A 19,373-nucleotide genomic window follows, 5' to 3' on the forward strand; every position below is an offset into this window, starting at 1 on the left:
CCATGACTCGGAACACTCGAACGCTCGTCGCCGTGGCGGCCCTCAGCATCGCGCTCGTCGCGGCCGGCGGCGTGCCCGCGGTCGTCGCGGCCCAGGACGACGGTCCGCCGCCGACGCCGGCGGCGTACTACGGCGACCTGACGGTCGACGGTGACCCGGCACCCGCCGGCACCGTCGTCACCGCGGAGATCGACGGCGAACTCCGCGGTCGGCTTGTCACCGAAGAACGGGGCGCCTACGGCGGTCCGGGCGTCGGCGACGAGAAACTCACGGTGAACGGCACCAGCGGCGACGATGGCGCGACCGTCACGTTCTACGTCGACGGCGAGCGGGCGACGTCGACGGACGAGTGGTCGTCCGGGGAGGTCACCGAACTCGACCTGAGCACGTCCGAGGGCGGGGATCCGACGCCAACGCCGTCCCCGGCGCCCACGCCATCCCCGACACCAACGCCATCCCCGACGCCCACGCCGTCCCCGACGCCAACCCCGTCATCGACACCGACGTCAACACCGACACAGACCGCCACACTGCAACCGGGTAACGGCGGCGGTGGCGGCGGTGGCGGAGACACTTCGTCGACACCGACCGCCACGCAGTCGTCGACGGGATCCGCGACACCAGCGCCGACGGCGACGCCGGAAACGACAGGAACGACGGCCGGCACCGAAACGGCGGCCGCCACACGGACGCCAACGGCTACCGCGACATCGACGTCTGATCCGACGAGCACCACCGTACCCGGGTTCGGTGCAGTGACCGCGGTACTCGCCTTCGTGGCGCTCCTCGTTCGGGCGCGGCGCTGAGCCCCGCGTGGGCCTTCGTCAGGATCGACCCGCTTTCGGCCCGACTCGGCGGACGACGGCGACGGGGCTATTGCACCGAAGGGAACGGAAGAAGCAGCACTGCAGAACGGTTTACTCGTACAGCCAGGCTTCGTTCGGGCGCTCGTAGTCGTACAGCTCCTCCTCGTCGAAGAAGAGGTCGATCTCGCGCTCGTTCGAGCCCGGGTCCTCGTGGTCCGAGGCGTGGATCACGTTGCGCCCGAGATCCAGGCCGAGGTCGCCGCGGATCGTGCCCGCGGGCGACTCGGCGGGGTCGGTCTCGCCGACCATCTTCCGGACCTGCCGGGTCGCGTCCTGGCCCTCCCAGACCATCGCGAAGACGGGACCGGAGGTGATGAACTCGACCAGGCCCTCGAAGAACGGCTTGTCCTCGTGCTCGCCGTAGTGCTCCTCCGCGAGGTCACGGTCGATCCGCGTGAACTTCCCGGCGACCAGCTTCAGGCCGCGGTCCTCGAACCGGGAGACGATCTCGCCGATCAGCCCGCGCTTGACGCCGTCGGGCTTGACCATCACGAACGTGCGCTCGCGGTCGCTCATTCCTCGTCCTCCTCGTCGTCGTCAGCCGCGGACTCCTCGTCCTCGGCCTCCTCCGCTTCGACTTCTTCAGTCTCGGATTCGGCGTCCTCGTCCGCTTCGTCGGCTTCGTCAGCCTCCTCGGCTTCCTCCTCGACCGCCTCGGTCTCGGACTCTGCCGCTTCGGCTTCCGCTTCTGCTTCTTCAGCCGCTTCAGCTTCTTCCGCTTCGTCTTCGGCGGCCGCCTCGGCTTCGACGCCGTGGTCGCCGCCTTCCTCGGTCCACTCGAGATCTCGGGGCTCGCGCCCGAGGTCGGCGTTCTTCTCGCATTTCGCCGAGCAGTAGTGGACGACGCTACCGTCGGTGTGGACGAACATCGTGCCCGTGCCGGGCTCGACGTCGTCGCCACAGTAGTCACAGTTTCGGTTCTGGGGCATCAGGCACCTCCGATGGAGTCGGCGTCACGCTGGGTCTCCCGCAGCTGGAGGATGTCGCCCTCCCGCACGGGACCCAGCACGTTCCGCGTGATGATTCGGCCCTGGTTCGAGCCGTCCTGGATCCGGCACTTGACCTGCATGGCTTCGCCGTGCATGCCGGTCTTGCCGACGATCTCGATCACCTCGGCCGGCGTCGATTCCGTGCCGTTCTCCTCTTCTGCGCTCACGCGAACCACCCCTGGTGAGCGTGAGTAAACGAGTCACAGCCCGCGAGCGCACGCGAGCCGGAATGTCTCGTGGAACTCATAAGTTATCGAAGTTCCTCGACCTTCTCGGAGATGTCCTCGACGTCGTCCTCCGCGTCGCCGGCGTCGACGATCCCGGCGGCGGCGCTGCCGACCTCCAGGCCGGCGGCGTGACCCAGGTCGTCCTGAGTCTCGACGAAGACGACCGCGATGCCCTTCTCCTCGGCGAGTTCGGGCAGATGCATGACGATCTCCTCGGGCTGGACGTCCTCGGCCACGAACACGAGCTCCGCGTTCCCGCGCTCGACGGCCTTGGTCGTCTCGTTGGTTCCTTTCTTCACGGTGCCGGTGTCCCGGGCGACCTCGAGCGCGTCGAGCGCGCGGTCGGCGAGGTCGGCGGGGGTCTCGTAGTCGACGTAAACTGGCATTGTTGTAGTACCTCGTCCTGCCTGCGGGCTCGACTGCCCCACCGGAACCGCGTCCCTGACGGTGGGGAGTATCATCAACCCCTGACAGGCTTCGATCCTCGATTCGACAGGGCCACGTAAAAGCGTGTTCAAACTCCCGGGACCGTGTCAGCGGCCGACACGGGCCGAAACGCGCAAACCGACGGCGGGCGAACTCGGCCCGTGACCCTCGCCTCGCTCGCTATCGACCTCCGCGCGGAGGCCGACCGCGCGAACGAGCGCCGCCTGCTCGTGCTCACCGGCGACGCCGACGCGACCCGACGAGCGGCCGTCGACGCCATCGAGGAAGCCGACCTGTCGATCCCGGACTGTACCGCCATCTCGGCCGCCGACGACTGGCCGTTCGAACGCGTCGGCCCCCGCCACTCGCGCGAACTCCTCGGCCGCACCCAGCAGGCGATCGTGCTCGACGGCCACGACGAGTGCTCGCCCAACGCGATCGGCCGCACCGTCGGGGCGGTCGACGGCGGCGGCCTCTACGTGCTGCTCGCGCCGGATCTCGATTCGTGGAGCGACCGTCGCGACGCGTTCGACGAGACGCTCGCCGTCCCCCCCTTCGGCGTCGACGACGTGAGCGGGCAGTTCCGCGGGCGACTCGTCGAGACGCTCCGAGCACACCCTGGCGTGGCGATCTGCGAGATCGGCAACGACTACGCTGGCCCGGAGAGCGAGACGGTCGAGATCCGGGACGACGGACGAACGGACCCGTACCCTGCCCGACCACGGGAGACGCCCGAACCGCCCGAAGACGCTGTGTTCGGCGACGACATCTACCGCGCGTGCAAAACCACGGATCAGGCGGAGGCGGTTCACGAACTCGAAGCGATCCGTAACCGCGAATCCGACCCTGCAGTCGTCGTGGACGAGGACGACGACCCGCCAGCCGTCGTCGTCGAGGCCGACCGCGGCCGGGGGAAGTCGAGCGCCGCCGGGCTCGCGGCGGGCGCGCTCGCCCGCGAGGGCCGGGACGTGCTCGTGACCGCGCCGGAGCGCCGCGGTGCCGACGAGATATTCGCCCGCGCTCGGGAACGCTTGGCGGCCGCCGGCACGCGGTCAGCCGGCGGCGGCGAGGGCGCCACCGACGCGCTGCTCGCCGATTCTGCGAACGCCGTCGACGCCGAGTCGGGCGGCTGCGTCCGGTTCGCCCGCCCGCCCGAGGCCGCCGACCTCCCCGGCGACCCGGACGCGGTGTTCGTCGACGAAGCCGCGGCGCTCCCCGTCTCGCTGCTCGAACGCTTCCTCGACGGCCCGCCGGTCGCGTTCTGCACCACCGTCCACGGCTACGAGGGGGCGGGGCGGAGCTTCGACGTGCGCTTCCGCGGGAGCCTCGCGGAGTCGGAGCGCGAGGTCGTCGACGTCCGCCTCGACGAGCCGATCCGCTACGCCGCCGGCGACCCCGTGGAGTCGTGGGCGTTCCGCGCGCTGCTGCTCGACGCCCGGCCGCCGGTCGAGCAGTTGGTCGCCGACGCGACGCCCGAGACGGTCAGCTACGAGGAGCTCACTCCCGAGGACCTGCTCGCGGACGAACACCTGCTCCGGGAGGCGTTCGGCCTGCTCGTGCTCGCCCACTACCGCACCGAACCGGACGACCTCGCGCGCCTGCTCGATGCGCCGAACCTCACCTGCCGCGCGCTGCTCCACGAGGGCCGGGTCGTGAGCATCGCCCTCCTCGCCCGCGAGGGCGGCCTGAACGAGGGGACCCGAGAGCGCGTCTACCGCGGCGACCGGGTCCGCGGGAACATGCTCCCGGACGTGTTCACCAGCCAGCTCCGCGATTTCGACGGCGGCGTCCCCGTCGGCTACCGTGTGATGCGCATCGCGACCCACCACGCAGTTCGCTCGGGGGGACTCGGGTCGATGCTGCTCTCGGAGATCGAGTCGGAGTTCGCCGGCGATGGCGGCCACGAGGCCGATCTGCAGGGCGAGCGCGTTGACTACCTCGGCGTCGGCTACGGCGCTACCCCCGAACTGCTCGACTTCTGGCGCGAGAACGGGTACGGAACGGTCCACCTCTCGACGACCAGAAACGACACGAGCGGCGAGCACTCCGCGCTGATGGTCCGACCGCTCACCCAGGAGGGCGCCGACCTCGCTGCCCGCCACGCTACGTGGTTCCGCGAGCGCACCCCGGGCGTGCTCACGGGCCCGCTCTCGGACGTCGACCCGGACGTCGTCCGGCGGGCGCTGCGGGCAGTGGACGACAGCGCGGTGCCCGAGGAACTGGGGCTCTCCGAGCGCGACTGGCGGGTCGTCGTCGACGCCGCCAACGGGATGGGGAGCTACCACGCCGCGCCCGCGGCCTTTTCCGAACTCGCGCTGCGGGAGCTGATTCTCGGGAACGCGGGGCTGGCGCCGTCGGCGGAGCGCCTGCTGGTCGAGAAAGTGCTCCAGAACCGCGAGTGGGACGCCGTCGCCGCCGACCTCGACCGGGTCTCGACCCGGATGACGATGCGTGCCTTCGGCGATGCCTGCGAGCCGCTGGTCGAGGTGTACGGCACCGAGGCGGCGAAAGAACACCGCGAGTACTGGGAGCGGGACGATTAGCCGCCGGTACACAGAAGACCACGCGAGCCCACGGGCCGACCGTGCCGACCTGTTCAGAGGCGGACTGTGACCGCGAGGCCGCCGTCGTCGTCTACGTCCCGTGGGCGGAGGACCGACCGGTCTGTGCACCCCACGGGCGCGTGCTGGTCCGACAGGACGGCGTCGTGGCGGAACCGATCACCGACGCCCCCGAGTGGGCGTGATCAGTCCCCGTCGACCGCCTGCGGGTCGACGGCCATCATCACCTCGTCGACGTACTCGTCGTCGATGTGGTAGTGGTCCGCTCGAACCGCCTCGATCTCCCACCCGTGGTCCTCGAGGAAGCTGATGGCCCGCTCGTTGGTCGCCGGGACGGAGTTGTAGAGCTTCTCGTAGCCGTGTTCGCGGGCCCAACGGACCCCACGGTCGAGCAGCAGTCGACCGATACCCTTCCCCCGGTACTCGGGGACGAGCCCGACCGTGAGCTGGGCGGTGTGGGCCAGCTTCTCCGCTTCGGGCAGGTCGAGGTGGACCCAGCCGACGGCCTCGTCGTCCCCGTCGTCGTGGCCCACCTCCGCGAGGAAGAACAGCCGTGACATCACGTCGTTGTGCCGGATGACCGCCTCGTCGTAGTCCAGCGCGGCGGCGACGGTTTCGGCCTCGATGTAGCTCCCCTCGCTGGCTACCGTGTCGACGACCGCCGCGAGCGCGTCGCGGTCCTCCTCCTCGGCCGTGCGGACGGTCACGGTCTCGCCATCGACCGTGCGCTCCTCGCGCTCGTCGACCGTGTGGGCGATCTGGAGCTCGTCGCCCACCTTCCGGATGTACCCCTCCCGTCGGAGCACCGTCAGGTGGTGGCCGAACGCGCTCGGGTCGAGGTTGAGCCCCCGCCGGACTTCGGCCTCGGTCACCCGGCCGTGGCGCTCCACGTAGTTGTACAGGTCCTCTCGGTCGCCGTCGTCGAACGTCAGCCGGTCGGTGAGTTCCATGCTCCTTGGTAACGGGTGTCAGCACATAAGGGTTGCCGGGGGGCTACCCCTCCGGAACGCCGGTCAGTAGCTCCGCGACGGCGACGACGTCGTGAGTCTCCAGCAGCAGTTCCGCGGCCGCCCGCACCGTCGCGTCCGAGTCGTGCGCGACGCCGTGGCACCGGGCGAAACACTCCAGCCAGTCCCGCGTCGCCTGCCGGAGCAGCCGGTGTTCGCGCGCCGAGAACCGCGGCGGGTCGTCGCTCGTCCGCGCCTCGACGTAGCAGGCGACGACGGGGCCGAGGCCGTCGCGAGCGACTTCGAGGGCACGCTGTTCGTCGGGGTCGGTAGCGGCCAGTTCGGCGTCGTCCGGCCACTCCCGGCGGGCCGCCCGCGCCTCCCGCGCCAGCCGCTCGATGCGGTCGGCGTACCGGGACGGCGGTGGGCCGTCGCCCTCGTCCGGATCGCTGCCGTCAGGTGGGGCGTCCGCGACCCGGGACTCCCCGTCGAGGTCGGCCACCAGCTACCCCTCCTCGAACTCGACGCCCTTGCCGCCGCGGGGGTGTTCCCACTCGGTGTCCGCGACGATCGCGCAGGTGCCACACTCGATGCAGGGCTGGGTGTCGAGGCTCACCACCTCGCTCGCCTCGCCGTCGGTCTCGACCGCCTCCCGGCGGTAGCAGCCGCCGCCGAACCCCTCCGCGCTGACCGGACAGGCCGTGACGGCGGTGCCGCTGGCCGCCGCCGAGTCGTCCAGCAGTTCGATGTGTGGGTTGCCGACGTCGGTGTCGTAGGTCAGGTCGCCGATGCGGTCGGCCAGGCTCGGCGGCTCCACGTCGTTCGTCTCCTCGACCGGCGCGCCGAGCTCCTCCGCGATGACCGTCGGCAGCGTGACGTAGGGCGTCTGCGTGTCGGGCACCATCATCGACAGCGCCGGCGAGGAGTAGAGGCGTTCCAGTCGGTCACCCAGCAGGCGGACGCCGAACCGCCCCACTGCCGAGTCGATCACCGCGTCGGCCAGGTTCGCCATCGGTTCGGGTTCGCCCAGCGCGCTGGCGACCTCGTAGCGCCGGGGTCTGAGCTTCTTCATCACTCCTTCCTGCTGGAGTTTCTGCTCGTAGAGCTCGCCGGCTCGGTCCGTGTCGCCGCGGGTTTTCGCCTGCGCGTACGCCTCCGCCGCGAGCCCGCCGGCTGTGACGGCGTGGTTCATCCCCTTGATGATGGGGCCCTGGGCCTGCATCTGGCCCGCCGCGTCGCCGACGAGGAGGAGCCGCCCCTGGTGGGGCGACTGCAGGGCCACCTTCTTCGAGTCCGGGACGAGCTTCGCCGAGTACTCCCGCTCCTCGTACTCGTCGTCCTCGAGCCACTGGCCCAGGAACGGGTGGGTCAGCAGCGCGTCGAGCAGTTCGTGGGGCTCGGCCTGCTCGGCCGCGAGCGAGTCGAGGTGGAACACCGACCCGATCGAGAGCGAGCCCTCGTTGGTGTAGACGAACCCGCCGCCGCGAACTCCCTCGAACAGGTCGCCGGAGAACAGGTGGGCCGCGCCCTCGCCGTCTTCCACGTCGAACCGCTCCGCGATGGCGCCGTCGGGCACGTCGACGACGGCCTTGACGCCCTGGAACCACTCGTCGGGCTCCTCCCAGTCCATCAGCCCGGCGTCGCGGGCGAGCGCCGAGTTGACGCCGTCGGCCGCCACCACTAGGTCCGCCCGGATGGGGTCGAGCTCCTCGCAGGTGACGCCGACGATCTCACCCTCTTCCCGGAGCAGGCCGTTCACGCGCACTTCGGTGAGCAGTCCGCCGCCCGTCTCGCGGGTGCGCTCGTGTACCCGTTCGGCCAGCCACGAGTCCATCTTCCGGCGCAGGACGGCGTCGGCCCACTCCGTGTCGTGCTCGTGGAGGTCGGTGATGTCGAAGCTCTTGACCTGCGAGCCGGCGACGTTGTGGAGGTGGTACTCGGTCACCGGGCGCTCGGCGGCCGCCTCGCGGAACCCCGGGAACAGGCCGTCGATCGTGTAGGGTGCGGACTCCTCGGCGTAGATGAGCCCCCCGGAGACGTTCTTCGCGCCGGCGTCGACGCCGCGCTCGAGCACCAGCGTCTCGACGCCGTTGTCCGCGAGCGCCGCCGCCGCGGCCGCACCCCCCGGGCCGCAGCCGACGACCACCGCCTCGTACTGTTCGTACTCGCCGTCCGCCTCGGTCGCCTCGTCGATAGGTTCACTCATCGAGAATCACCTCCATCCGCTAACGCCTCCATATCGATTTCGCCGCCCTCCAGCGCGTCGATCAGCCGCGGGAGCACCTCGAACAGGTCGCCCTCGACGAAGTAGTCCGAGAACTCCCGGATGTCGGCCTCCGGGTCGGTGTTGACCGCGACGATGGTGTCGGACTCGTCCATCCCGACCTTGTGCTGGATGGCGCCGGAGATGCCCGCCGCGACGTAGAGGTCGGGCTCGACCACCTGCCCGGTCTCGCCGATCTGGCGCTCCTCGGCCGTGTACTGCTCGACGTGGCCGTCGAACTGGTAGGAGCCGGTGACGATCCCTCGCGAGACGCCCACGTCGGCGTCCTCGAAGCAGTTCGCGAGGTCGAGCGCCAGCTCCATCCCCCGCGTGGGGTCGTCGCCGATCCCTCGGCCCATCGCCACGATGACGTCGTGACCCGTGAGATCGACGCCGCCCTCCAACTGGTCGTACTCCGTCACCTCGACGCGGAACCACTCGTCGTCCAGATCCACGTCGCGTTCGACGACCTCGCCCTCGCGCTCGGGGTCGGGGTCGGGCACGTCGAAGCTCCCCGGGATGACCGAGGCGCCCTGCGGATGGAACTCCCGGCCGGGGTTGTCCAGACAGAGGATGGTCGAGTACTCGAACCCGGAGAAGTCGGGCCGCTTCATGTGCAGCACGCGCTCGAACGTCCGGTTGCTCCCGCCGGTCTTGACGGGGTTGGAGATCACCGCGTCCTCGATGTACAGCCCCGAGCAGTCCGAGGCCAGCCCGGAGTCGAGTTCGGCCTGCACCTGCGCCGAGAGGTCCCGCCCGTTGTTCGTCGCCGGGAACAGCACGTACCGTGGCTCGTCGTAGTCGCGCCAGTCGGCCGGTTCGGGGTTGCTCTCGCCCGGGTCGGCGCCCCAGCGCGCCATGTCGCAGACCACCTCGGCGTAGGGTTTGTGTTTGAACCGGTCGAGGCGGTCGTCCTCGTGGTACACGACCACGTCGGCGCCGTAGGCGACGCAGTCCTCGGCGAGGCCGGCCACGTCGTCGCCGACGAGCACCGCGACGACGTTCTCTTCGTCCTCGTACGTCTCGTTGTACCCGTCCATCATCTCCCGGGCCTTGCCCAGCATCTCCCGGGAGACGTCGACGAGGTCGCCCGCCTGCGTCTCGCAGTAAACCCACATGTCGCCGAAGCTGCCGTCCTCGAGCGCGCGGACGTGGCGCTTGTCCGCGGTGGGGTGGTCGAGGTCGGGGTGTTTCTCCTCGGGCGGAACGTCGGGTTCGAGATCCTGCTCCTCCTCGCCCTCGACGGAGTCGATACGGCCCTGGATGAGGCTCTTGACGCTGTCGCGGTTCTCGCCGTCCTCTTCGCGGTCGATCAGCTCCCGCAGCACGTCGCCGTCGTCGATGTCCTGGACGGCGTTGCCCACGTCCGCCGCGGACATCTCGGCCAGGTCGAGTTCATCGGTGTCCGGCTCCTCGTCCTCCTCGGCGAACTTCTCGATGCGGGACTCGATCACCGTTTTGACCGGCGTGCGGTTCTCGCCGGCCTCCTCCGCGTCGAGCAGCGCCCGCAGCGTGTCGACGTCCTCGACGTCGTTCACCTTCGGGCCGATCTCCGAGACGTCGTGCTCGCCCGGATCGAACGGGAGGTCGCCGTCTCCTTCGCTGTCCTCGCTCTCGCCTGCCGCCTCGTCCCGGAGTGCCTCGAGACGGCCCTCGATCGCGTCGGTGGCAGTCTTGCGGTTCTTCCCGTCGCGTTCGGCCGCCAGGATCGACTCCAGTTCGTCGACGTCGTCGACCTCTTCCAGTTCCGCTTTCAGTTCGTCGACGGAGTAGTCGGCGGGGTCGAGCGCCACGATCAGTCACCCCCCGAGAGCGGCGCCATCTCCTCGACCAGTTCCTGCATCCCCTCGCCGTCCGCCGGGTCGATCATCGTCGCCTCGCGTTCGGCCGGGGCCCGCGGGATGGGGTCGACCGAGGAGACGATGGTGGGCGAGCCGTCGAGGCCGACGTAGTCGGGGTCGAGGTTGAGCTCCTCGTGATCCCACATCGTGACGTGGTCCTCATGGTTCTCGGCCCGCTCTTGGGTCTCCTCCCGGAGATCCTTGTGTTTCAGCCGGTGGGCGGCCTTCCGGTAGGTCGGCTCGAACTCGGGGTCGGCGACGACGAAACAGGGCAGCGGCGCCTCGACGGTCTCGATCTCCTCGATATCGCCCTCGACGAGACGCTTGGCGCGGACGGTACCCGCGTCCTCGTCGATGTCGAGCGAGACGACGTGGGTGAGGATCGGCCAGTCCAGCCCCCAGCAGGTCTGTGGGCCGGTGTGGCCAGTCTCCCCGTCGGCGGTCTTGAACCCCGCGAACACCATGTCGACGCCGCCCTCGGCGACGTGTTCGTTCAGGTGTTCGATGGCAGTGGCCAGTGCGATCGACGTCGCCCACGTGTCGGCGGCGGCGAACTGCCGGTCGGAGACGAGGTAGGCGTCGTCGGCGTACACCGACTCCATCCCCTCCCGCAGTACGTCTTTGAAGCCCGGCGGCCCCATGCTCATCAGGCTGACGTGGCCGCCGTTCCGGACTTTGGTCTGCAGCGCCGCCCGGAGGGCGTGTTTGTCGTTCGGGTTCATCACGGTCGGCGTCGCCCCCCGCTCGAGGTGGCCGTCCTCGTCGAAAGCGACCTGCCCCTCGCGGAAGTCGGGGACGCCCTTGGTCAGAACTACTGTGTGCATAGGGAACTACTCACAAGACAAGTTAGCGACAACCCTCTTAGTTGTTTGTTCGATATCCCCCACTGTAGCGCGCCGACTCGGCGTGTCAGGAGACGGGAACGACCCGCGAGCAGAACGAGGGTGGTCGGGCGGCGTGGTCGGTCAGGTCGGACGCGGTCACGTCAGATGCGACCTGCGCGGCCGGGATCGACGTCGATGGCGTCGACCGGACAGACGTCGACACAGAGCATGCAGTCGATGCACTGGTCCTCGTGGGTCGGCTCGACTTTGAGGTCGCTCGTCGGGTGGTCGGGCGAGTCGACCCAGGTGAACACGTCGACCGGGCAGTCCTCCAGACACGCGCCGTCGGCGATGCAGATGTCGTAGTCCACCGCGACGTGGGTGCCGTGGATGCCGAGCTCCTCCGGCGGCTCGACCGGCCCCCAGACCGCCACGCCGTTCTCCTCGTCGACCTTCTCGCGGTTCTGCTCGAAGTTCGGGTCGATGGGCATGTGTCGAACAGGCCGCGCGACGCACATAAGTGTTCGCCGGCGGTCCGGAGCGCTCGGACGGGCCCCAACCCGCGACGGCGGCCTCGTCCTGGTCCTCGCTGCTCGCCGCCCGGCCGCCTCGCCCTCGACGTGTATCCGCCGGTGTGCCCGTTCAGTAGTGCCCCATCACCCCCTCGCGGCGCGCCCACCGCTGGCAGTAGTGGAAGGCGGCGTACCCGACCCCGAGGTAGCCGACCGCCGTGACGACGAGCACGGCGAGGTCGCCCGTCGGGAACGCCCAGATCGGCACGCCCTCCTGCATCGCCGTCCGGAGCATCCGGCTCCCCTGTGCGAGCGGGAGCCACCGCAACAGCGGGTACTGCTCGACGGGTGCGGCGATCAGCCCGATCAGGAGGAACTGGACGAGCTGGAAGGCGTTCTCGATGCGCTTGAAGCGGATCGCGAGCCCGCCGAACACGAAGCCGATCCCGACTGCGGGCGCGATCGCCAGCGCGCCGATCGGGATCACGGTCAGCGGATCGACCGCGAGCCAGCGGTCGGTCACCGCCATCATCACGAACAGCGTCGCGGCGCCCCAGAGGAACGACTCCAGCACGTTCACGACGGTTTTGGTCGCCATGACGGGGCCGAACCCGAACGGCGACATGAACAGCTGTTCCAGCGTTCCCCACTGGGCTTCCCGGGCGACACCCCACGACAGCCCGGAGTACGCCGTGATCGACATGCTCCACAGCAGGTAGCCGACGATGATCCCCTCGATGCTGTCGCCGATGGCCGCCGGCGCCACGGCCCGTCCGCCGTAGAAGATGACGCCGAACACGAGCAGCACCGTGCCGAACTGGGAGAGCGTGTTGACGGGGTAGCGCACGAGCAACAGCAGCTTCTTCCGGAACGACGCGAGGAAGAAGCGGAGATACCCACGCGGGCCGGTGTCGATCCCGGACTCGGCAGGCTGGCTCGTCGTGCTCATTCGTCCTCACCCCCGCTCTCGTCCGGGGCTCGGTCGGTCACGTCGAGGAACACGTCCTCCAGATCCGGCTCCAGCCCGTCCACGTCGAGCAGCGCGCAGTCGCCGGTCCGGAGCACGCCGAGCACGTCGTACAGCGCGTCGTCCTCGGCGAGGGTCACGTCGAAGCGCGTGCGGTCGTCGAGACGCTCCCAGTCGTCGACCTGGTACGACGCCGTCAGCTCGGTCCGGACCTGTTCGGGCACGCGTCCGTCGACGGTCAGGCGGTAGACCTGCGTCTCGAACACCCCGACCAGCTCCTCGACCGGGTCGTCGGCGATCACGCGGCCGTTCGAGAGGATCACCACCCGGTCACACACCGCCTCGACGACGTCCATGTCGTGACTGGAGAGCACGATGGTGATCGCCTCCTCGTCGGCGAGCCGGCGGAGTTCGCGTCGGAGTTCGACGGAGGCCTCCACGTCGAGCCCCAGCGTCGGTTCGTCGAGGAACACCACGTCGGTCCCGCGGGCCAGCGTCGCCGCGAGCGAGACTTTCTGTTTCTGCCCCCGCGAGAGCTCGTTGACCGGCTCGTCGGCCTTGTCGGCGAGGCCGAACTGGTCGAGCAGTCGGTCGTGCCGGTCGCGTGCGGCGTCGGGATCGTTGCCACCCAGCGCGGCGAAGAAGTTCAGGTTCTCGCGGACGGTTAGCCGCCAGTAGACGTTCCGTGCGCCTTCGAGCATCGCGCCGACGTGGCGGTAGACGCCGCGGGGGTTCTCGTCGGCGTCGACGCCGGCGATCGTGACGGTCCCGCCGCTCGGCACCACGAGCCCGAGGATCGACTTGATCGTCGTGGTCTTCCCGGCGCCGTTCGGCCCCAGCACGCCGACGACCTCGCCGCGACGGACGGAGAGGGAGACGCCGTCGACCGCACGGACGGCGTCCTCACCGTCGCCGTAGCTCTTTCGGAGGTCGTCGACGGCGAGCATCTCCTCGGCCGGCGCCTCGCTCGCCCGCTCGGTTCGTGACTGCTGTTCCTGCTCGGGGACCTGACTCATCGATGAGTGCCAGCGAAGCTTCGGAGTTAATGGTTTGGTGAACGATCGTTCTGTCCGACGGCTTTCAGAACACGACTCCTCTCGCAGAACGAACACGTCGGCTTTTTACTGAGTCGGGGAAGAGGTCGGCGTATGACCGACGCCGAGGCCGCTGCCGACGCGTTCGACGCCCTCTCCGACGCCACGCGAGTCTCGATCCTCCGTGAGCTCGTGAGTCGGTTCTACGGGAACGACGGCGATCCGGTCGGGTTCGCGGATCTCCGCCGGGCCGTCGGCGTCGACGACCCCGGCCGCTTCAACTACCACCTCGACGTGCTTCGGGAGCGGTTCGTCGTCAAACACGAGGCGGGCTACACGCCGACCGTCGCAGGGCTGAAAGCGATCGAGTCCGCCGAGGCGGGCGTGTACACCCCGAACGCCGAGCCGATGTCGGGACCGACCGACTACGACTGCCCGGAGTGTGGGGCCGTGCTCACGGCGACGTACGAGAACCACTGGCTCTCCGTCTCGTGTGACGAGCACGGGCTCCGGTTCAAGACGCTCGTCAACGGCCCCGTCGGTGCGGAGGGTGGGATCTCGGCACTGCTCGAGTACGCCGTCGGGGAGGTCTGGCGGCGCCTCGACAGGGTCACCGACGGCGTCTGTCACGTCTGTCGCGCGCCGGCGCTCTCGCTCTCGTTCCGGGAGACCGACGGGCTGATCCTCGCGGACTGTGTCTGCGGGGAGTGCTACTTCGAGGAGACGAACCCGGTCGTGATGTTCGCCCTCACCCATCCGGCGGTGCTGTCGCTCCTGCGCGACCGAGGGGTCGACGTTCCACAGGCGCTCCCCTTCGAACCGATCGACGACTGGATGGACGACGGGCGGTTCGTCGACGGCCGGCGAGCAGTCGAGTTCACGGCCGCGACCGACGAACAGCGCGTTACGGTTCGAGTCCGCGACGACCTCACGGTCGAGACTGCCTAACGAGCGTCGACACGGCCGCCGCGCAGGTTCTTGTACCCCCCGCCCGTCCGGGCTCCTATGGTCGAGGTCGTGACGCTGGTCGCGCTGGCGCTGCTCGTCGGCGCCGTCGTCGCCAGCGTCGTCCCGGGCGTCCCGTCGGGGCTGCTGGCGCTCGCGGGCGTCTACGTCGAGTACCTGTTCGGCCCCGGGCGGATGGGGCTCTGGCTCCTGCTGAGTTTCACCGTCGTCGGCGTCCTCACGATCGTCGTCGACCTGTTCGGCGGCGCGATCACGGGTAAAGCCAAGGGTGCGAGCACGACGACGACGCTGATCGCGGCCGCCGTGGGGTTGGTGCTCCTGTTCGTCCTCGGGCCGCTCGGCGTGTTGCTGGGGATGTTCGGTACCGTGTTCCTCTCGGAGCTCCGCCGCGACGACCGCGACGTCGAGGCGGCGATGGACAACGCGCTCTGGGCGACGCTGGGGATGCTCGCCTCCGGGGTCGCCGTCTTCCTGCTCTCGGCGTCGATGCTGGTGGGTTACGTGGTGTTCGTGCTGTGGTTGGGATGATCGTGTGGTGGTGTTCGGTGCCTCGTTGCTGTCGACGGCCGAGACGGTATCCGCAACAGCATCTCGATGCTTGACCACTTGTGACCGCAGGGTGCCGGGCACGAGGCCCGGCACAGTGCCGAGTCCCCACCCCTCCCCCCGCGGGCGCGACCGTTGCGCCCGCGAGGCGTCCACCGCCACCGCACCGCGGTCGCAGTCGGCGCGAAAGCGGGCGCGGCCTTGTGCCGCGCCTCAGCGCGAGGGATGAGCGAACGGACGTGAGCGAATCGGCTGGGGAGGGGTGAGGGCTGTGCGGGGCGGTTGCGGTCGCAAGTGGTCATGCTCACTCCGCGGTGCTGTTCATGGCTCAATAAGCGAACTTCACGATACCGTTCACGGGGCAACAAGCGAACTCCACGATGCCGTTCGCGGTCGCTTCTCCGCGCAAAGCCAGAAACTGCTGTCGCGGTCGATCGTCCGTCAGAACCTCCCTATCGCTTCCCTCTCACCAAAACCAGAAACTACCCAACTACGAACCGAGCGCCCGCTCCACCGACTCAGCGACCCGCAGCAGGTAGCCGTCCGCGCCCGGCGGCCCCACCAACTGCAGCCCCACCGGGCGGCCGTCCACCTCGCCGCAGGGGACCGACACCGCGGGCGCGCCGGTGGCGTTGAACGGCGCGGTGTTCTCGACCGTATCGAGCACGGAGACGCCGCCCTCGCCGGGGACCGCGCCGAAGGGGGGCGCCGTGATCGGCGTCGTCGGCATCGCCAGCACGTCCGCCTCGGTGAACAGCGCCTGCTGGCGCCGGACGGTGCGCCGGCGGGCGTCCCACGTCCGGCCGTACGCGTCCGGCGCGCGCTCGAGCAGTTCCCGCCCGGTTTCGATCAGGTTGCGCACACGGTCGGGGAGCGCGTCGAGATGTGCGTTCGCCCGCCGGAGCGCCGCCCGCAGGTCGGCCGGCTGGCCGGTCCCGAGCAGGCCGCCCCGCTCCAGGAGCGCCGCGAACTCCATCACCGTCCCCGCGTCGTTGGCGTCGACGGCGGCTTCCGCCTCCGGGAACTGCACCGAGCCGACCTCGGCGTCGAGTTCGACCGCACACGTCGTCACGGCCGACTCGACCGCGGCCTCCATGGCGGGCGCCGACGCCTCCATGAACTCCGCGGCGACGCCCAGTCGGAGGCCCGAGGGCGCCGCGTCGAGATCGTCGACGAAGGAGAGCCGCGAGGGCGCCGTCAGCGAGTCGGGTCGGGTCGCCTCGCGGCCGGCGATCGCTTCCAGCACCGTCGCGGCGGTGGTGACGTCCCGGGCGATCACGCCGACGTGGTCGTTCGACGGCGAGAGCGGCACCACGCCCTCGGTGGGCACCATCCCGTAGGTGGGTTTGTAGCCGACGACGCCACAGAACGAGGCGGGGATGCGGACGCTGCCGGCGGTGTCGGTGCCCAGCGCGGCGTCGACGTCGCCGCCGGCGACCGCCGCGGCGCTGCCCGCGGAGGATCCGCCGGGGACGTGCCCCTCGACCGCGGGGTTCCGCGTGCGACCGCGCGCGCTCAGCTCCCCGGTCGTGCCGAACGCGAACGGGTCCATATCCGTCGTGCCGACGATCGCTCCGCCCGCCGCCCGGAGGCGCTCGACGGCGATCGCGTCGACGTCGGGCGTCCACTCGAAGCAGTCGGTGCCGCAGGTCGTCGGCACGCCGCCGACGGCGACGTTCTCCTTCACTGCCAGATCGAAGTCGGCTAGCGGCCCCGAAAGCGGGGCGTCGGCGATGAACGTCTCGGCGAAGGCGTCGTAGGGGTCCGTGCGATCCTGGGGCTCGGGCGGGTCGAACGCGCCGGCGACGCTGTCGGCTGGGAGGGATCGAACACGATCGAGGTAGTCGTCGACCCAAGCCCGGACTCGTGGCGGGTCGGCGTTGTCCATATGCGGCCGTTTTCGCCGTACGCATAAGGGCTGTTCGGCCGTCGCGACTCCCCGCCCGCGACGGCGCCAGCCGACCCGGAACGTGTCGGATCAACTACGGAAACATCTATTTACCAGCCTGTAAAACAGGGGAGCAATGCGTACGATGAGCGATCCGAACCGGCGTGACGGGAAGGGAGCGGCGGCCGCGAGGCTCCGCTGATGGCGTTCGAAGCGGAGTTCCTGCTGGCCGGGCGGCTCCTCTTGGGGATCCTCTTCCTCTACAACGGGTACAACCACTTCGTCGACTTCCAGGGACGGAAGGGGTACGCGGAGTACAAAGACGCACCCGCGCCGGGGGTCGCGGTCATCGCCTCGGGCGTGGTGCTGGTCCTCGGCGCGGCCGGGATCATGCTGGGGATCTACCCCGTGATCGCGGCGGGCGCGCTCGCGACGTTCCTGATCGTCGCGACGCCGCTGTTCCACGACTTCTGGAACGCCGGCGAGGAGGAGAAGCAGAACGAACTGAACCACTTCCTCAAGAACGTCGGCCTGCTGGGAGGGACGCTCGTCCTTCTCTCGACCGGCGGCGAGGCGTGGGGGTACGCGGTCAACGTCGGACTGTTCTAGCTCACGATGGAACTCGGACAGTTCACCACGGCTGACGGCGACGAGCACTGGGTCGGCGCGGTCGTCGACGAGGGGGTCGTTTCGCTCCCCGAGGCGGGCGCGGCGACGGGGATCGACCTCCCGTCGACGCTCACGGCGCTGTTGACGGTCGAGAACTGGCGGGAGAAGGCCGAACTCGCGGTGCAGTCGGCCGTCGACGCCGACCGGGCGATCTACGCGCCCGAGTCGCTCGACACCGCGGCGCCGGTGACCGACCCCGAGAAGGTGGTCGCGATCGGGCTGAACTACTCGAAACACGCCGACGAGGGGGGTGAAGATATCCCCGACGTGCCGCTGGTGTTCTCGAAGTTCCCCTCCACCATCGTCGGCCCCGGCGACGCGATCGAGTGGGACCCCGACCTGACCGAGGCCGTCGACTACGAGGGCGAACTCGTGGCGGTCATCGGCGAGGAGGCACGGAACGTGAGCGAGGAGGAAGCGCTCGACTACGTCGCCGGCTACACGGTCGGCAACGACGTCTCCGCCCGCGACCTCCAGCTCTCGGACGAGCAGTGGGTCCGGGGGAAGAGCCTCGACACGTTCGCGCCGATGGGGCCCCACCTCATCACGCCCGACGAGATCGACGACGTGACCGATCTCGACATCTGGACGGAGGTCGACGGCGAGCGCCTGCAGGACTCCAACACCGACCACCTGATCTTCCCGATCAGCGAACTGATCGCGTTCTGTAGCCGCTCGTTCACCCTGAAACCGGGCGACGTGATCTTCACGGGTACGCCCGACGGCGTCGGCTACTTCCGCGACCCGCAGGTGCTGCTGGCGGACGGCGACGAGGTGACCGTCGGCGTCGAGGGCGTGGGCGAACTCACCAACCACTGTCGCTACACCGACTGATGGCCTACCCGACACAGCGACCCACCGATATGGAAGACGGCGACGGGATGGAGTCGGTCCCGTCAGAGTTGAACAGCATCCCGTGGATCGACGTCCACAACCACGCTCACACGCTCTCCTGGAACGACCGCGAGCGGTACGCGCTGAGCGGCTGTGCGGGGATGGTGATGATGGCCGCGGCGTACTACTGGACCCCCTACAAACCGGTCCAGCCCGGGGACGTGCGCTACCTCTGGGACGACGCGCTCAACCGCCTGCCGCAGATCCGCGAGTCCCACCTGCTCGACGCGAAAGTCGGCGTCGGCATCCACACCGGCGCGCGCGTCGAGAACTACGAGGCGCTGCTCGACGTGTTGCCCGAATACGCGGAACTCGATGAGGTCGCCGCCATCGGCGAGATCGGCATCACCGAGGCCCAGCACGTCGCGGGCTGGTCGCTGGACGAGCAGAAAGAGGTCACACGGCGGCAGTTCGAGGTCGCCGCCGACCACGACCTCCCTGCGGTCGTCCATACGCCCGCAGACCTCTCGGACGTGGAGTTCCCCGAGCGGGTCAGCGGGAACCTCCCCGGCTACGAACTCGACCTCGCGCGCCAGCAGGAGCCGGTGCTGACCTCGGAGTACCCCAAACGCGAGGCGGTCGACATCGACGCCGAACTCGCCGATGAGGCCGGCCTCGATCACGAGCAGGTCGTGCTCTCGCACATGGACCCGGAGATCGCGCCGTACGTCCTCGAGAACACGGACTGCTACCTGAGCTTCACCGTCAGCTACCCGTGGCTGCTCGGCGTCTCGCCGACCGACGTGGCCGAGGTCGTCGCCGAGTACGGCCCCAAGCGAATTCTGGTCGAGACCGACAGCGCGGGGATCCTCCGCAGCGACGTGTTCGCGTTCAAGCGGACGATCCACGAACTGTACCGCCACGGCGTCGATATCGACGCGATCCGGCAGGTCGTGTACGAGAACCCGCAGGCGCTCCTCCCCTGAACGGGGCGGAGACGGTTCTCCTGTCGA

The 19,373-nt window shown here is 69.5% G+C and carries 21 protein-coding genes; 8 read left to right on the forward strand and 13 right to left on the reverse strand.

What is annotated here, in order from left to right; genetic code table 11:
* The first annotated feature begins 2 nt into the window (after positions 1-2).
* Complete coding sequence (locus B4589_RS12125) at positions 3-806, forward strand: hypothetical protein (RefSeq protein WP_158081180.1); 804 nt, start codon at positions 3-5, stop codon at positions 804-806.
* A gap of 111 nt (positions 807-917) precedes the next feature.
* Here the strand turns inward: B4589_RS12125 and ndk are convergent, their stop codons facing one another.
* The 4 genes from ndk to rpl7ae form a co-directional block, all read right to left on the reverse strand.
* Positions 918-1,382, reverse strand: a complete 465-nt coding sequence (ndk, locus tag B4589_RS12130; RefSeq protein WP_079234517.1) for a nucleoside-diphosphate kinase — start codon at positions 1,380-1,382, stop codon at positions 918-920.
* On the reverse strand, positions 1,379-1,795 hold the full coding sequence (locus B4589_RS18515) for a 50S ribosomal protein L24e (RefSeq protein WP_079234518.1): 417 nt from the start codon (positions 1,793-1,795) through the stop codon (positions 1,379-1,381). The genes ndk and B4589_RS18515 overlap by 4 nt, the downstream gene beginning before the upstream one ends.
* Entirely contained in the window at positions 1,795-2,022 is a 228-nt protein-coding gene (locus B4589_RS12140) for a 30S ribosomal protein S28e (protein WP_053947090.1), read from the reverse strand. The genes B4589_RS18515 and B4589_RS12140 overlap by 1 nt, the downstream gene beginning before the upstream one ends.
* Before the next feature lie 83 nt (positions 2,023-2,105).
* Positions 2,106-2,468: a 50S ribosomal protein L7Ae gene (gene rpl7ae / locus B4589_RS12145; protein WP_079234519.1), complete on the reverse strand. Its 363-nt coding sequence runs from the start codon at positions 2,466-2,468 to the stop codon at positions 2,106-2,108.
* Between the two features lie 201 nt (positions 2,469-2,669).
* On the opposite strand from rpl7ae, the gene tmcA reads away from it, so the two are divergent.
* Positions 2,670-5,051, forward strand: coding sequence for a tRNA(Met) cytidine acetyltransferase TmcA (gene tmcA / locus B4589_RS12150; RefSeq protein ID WP_079235228.1), 2,382 nt, complete (start codon positions 2,670-2,672; stop codon positions 5,049-5,051).
* Positions 5,052-5,092: 41 nt separating this feature from the next.
* Positions 5,093-5,254 carry a hypothetical protein gene (locus B4589_RS12155; protein WP_176330525.1) on the forward strand — a complete coding sequence of 54 codons (162 nt, stop codon included), beginning with the start codon at positions 5,093-5,095 and terminating at the stop codon, positions 5,252-5,254.
* Here the strand turns inward: B4589_RS12155 and B4589_RS12160 are convergent, their stop codons facing one another.
* The 8 genes from B4589_RS12160 to B4589_RS12195 form a co-directional block, all read right to left on the reverse strand.
* Positions 5,255-6,019 carry a GNAT family N-acetyltransferase gene (locus tag B4589_RS12160; protein ID WP_079234520.1) on the reverse strand — a complete coding sequence of 255 codons (765 nt, stop codon included), beginning with the start codon at positions 6,017-6,019 and terminating at the stop codon, positions 5,255-5,257.
* 43 nt (positions 6,020-6,062) lie between these two features.
* On the reverse strand, positions 6,063-6,518 hold the full coding sequence (locus B4589_RS12165) for a hypothetical protein (protein WP_217920465.1): 456 nt from the start codon (positions 6,516-6,518) through the stop codon (positions 6,063-6,065).
* Between the two features lie 3 nt (positions 6,519-6,521).
* Positions 6,522-8,222 (reverse strand): FAD-dependent monooxygenase, encoded by a 1,701-nt coding sequence (locus tag B4589_RS12170; RefSeq protein WP_079234521.1) that lies wholly within the window; start codon positions 8,220-8,222, stop codon positions 6,522-6,524.
* The gene (locus B4589_RS12175; RefSeq protein WP_255246149.1) at positions 8,219-9,817 is read right to left on the reverse strand and encodes an electron transfer flavoprotein subunit alpha/FixB family protein; all 1,599 of its coding nucleotides are present in this window, start codon (positions 9,815-9,817) and stop codon (positions 8,219-8,221) included. Before B4589_RS12175 ends, B4589_RS12170 begins: the two co-directional genes overlap by 4 nt.
* A gap of 257 nt (positions 9,818-10,074) precedes the next feature.
* Positions 10,075-10,944: an electron transfer flavoprotein subunit beta gene (locus tag B4589_RS12180; protein ID WP_079234522.1), complete on the reverse strand. Its 870-nt coding sequence runs from the start codon at positions 10,942-10,944 to the stop codon at positions 10,075-10,077.
* A 161-nt stretch (positions 10,945-11,105) separates the two neighbouring features.
* Positions 11,106-11,435, reverse strand: a complete 330-nt coding sequence (locus B4589_RS12185; protein ID WP_079234523.1) for a ferredoxin family protein — start codon at positions 11,433-11,435, stop codon at positions 11,106-11,108.
* Between the two features lie 151 nt (positions 11,436-11,586).
* Positions 11,587-12,405 (reverse strand): ABC transporter permease, encoded by an 819-nt coding sequence (locus B4589_RS12190; RefSeq protein ID WP_079234524.1) that lies wholly within the window; start codon positions 12,403-12,405, stop codon positions 11,587-11,589.
* Positions 12,402-13,439 carry an ABC transporter ATP-binding protein gene (locus B4589_RS12195; RefSeq protein WP_079234525.1) on the reverse strand — a complete coding sequence of 346 codons (1,038 nt, stop codon included), beginning with the start codon at positions 13,437-13,439 and terminating at the stop codon, positions 12,402-12,404. Before B4589_RS12195 ends, B4589_RS12190 begins: the two co-directional genes overlap by 4 nt.
* 132 nt (positions 13,440-13,571) lie before the next feature.
* Here B4589_RS12195 and B4589_RS12200 point away from each other — a divergent pair, with 132 nt between their 5' ends.
* Together B4589_RS12200 and B4589_RS12205 are read left to right on the forward strand one after the other, a co-directional pair.
* Positions 13,572-14,405 (forward strand): hypothetical protein, encoded by an 834-nt coding sequence (locus B4589_RS12200; RefSeq protein WP_079234526.1) that lies wholly within the window; start codon positions 13,572-13,574, stop codon positions 14,403-14,405.
* 57 nt (positions 14,406-14,462) lie between these two features.
* Positions 14,463-14,951 (forward strand): DUF456 domain-containing protein, encoded by a 489-nt coding sequence (locus tag B4589_RS12205; RefSeq protein WP_079234527.1) that lies wholly within the window; start codon positions 14,463-14,465, stop codon positions 14,949-14,951.
* 508 nt (positions 14,952-15,459) lie between these two features.
* Here the strand turns inward: B4589_RS12205 and B4589_RS12210 are convergent.
* Positions 15,460-16,857 carry an amidase gene (locus B4589_RS12210; RefSeq protein ID WP_079234528.1) on the reverse strand — a complete coding sequence of 466 codons (1,398 nt, stop codon included), beginning with the start codon at positions 16,855-16,857 and terminating at the stop codon, positions 15,460-15,462.
* Positions 16,858-17,058: 201 nt separating this feature from the next.
* On the opposite strand from B4589_RS12210, the gene B4589_RS12215 reads away from it, so the two are divergent.
* From B4589_RS12215 to B4589_RS12225, 3 genes are read left to right on the forward strand one after another with little or no spacing between them, the layout of a single operon-like run.
* Positions 17,059-17,466, forward strand: a complete 408-nt coding sequence (locus B4589_RS12215; RefSeq protein WP_079234529.1) for a DoxX family protein — start codon at positions 17,059-17,061, stop codon at positions 17,464-17,466.
* Between the two features lie 6 nt (positions 17,467-17,472).
* Positions 17,473-18,360, forward strand: a complete 888-nt coding sequence (locus B4589_RS12220; RefSeq protein ID WP_079234530.1) for a fumarylacetoacetate hydrolase family protein — start codon at positions 17,473-17,475, stop codon at positions 18,358-18,360.
* On the forward strand, positions 18,360-19,346 hold the full coding sequence (locus B4589_RS12225) for a TatD family hydrolase (RefSeq protein ID WP_079234531.1): 987 nt from the start codon (positions 18,360-18,362) through the stop codon (positions 19,344-19,346). The genes B4589_RS12220 and B4589_RS12225 overlap by 1 nt, the downstream gene beginning before the upstream one ends.
* The last annotated feature ends 27 nt before the right edge of the window (positions 19,347-19,373 follow it).

It is taken from the genome of Halolamina sp. CBA1230 (genome assembly GCF_002025255.2).
Lineage (GTDB): Archaea > Halobacteriota > Halobacteria > Halobacteriales > Haloferacaceae > Halolamina.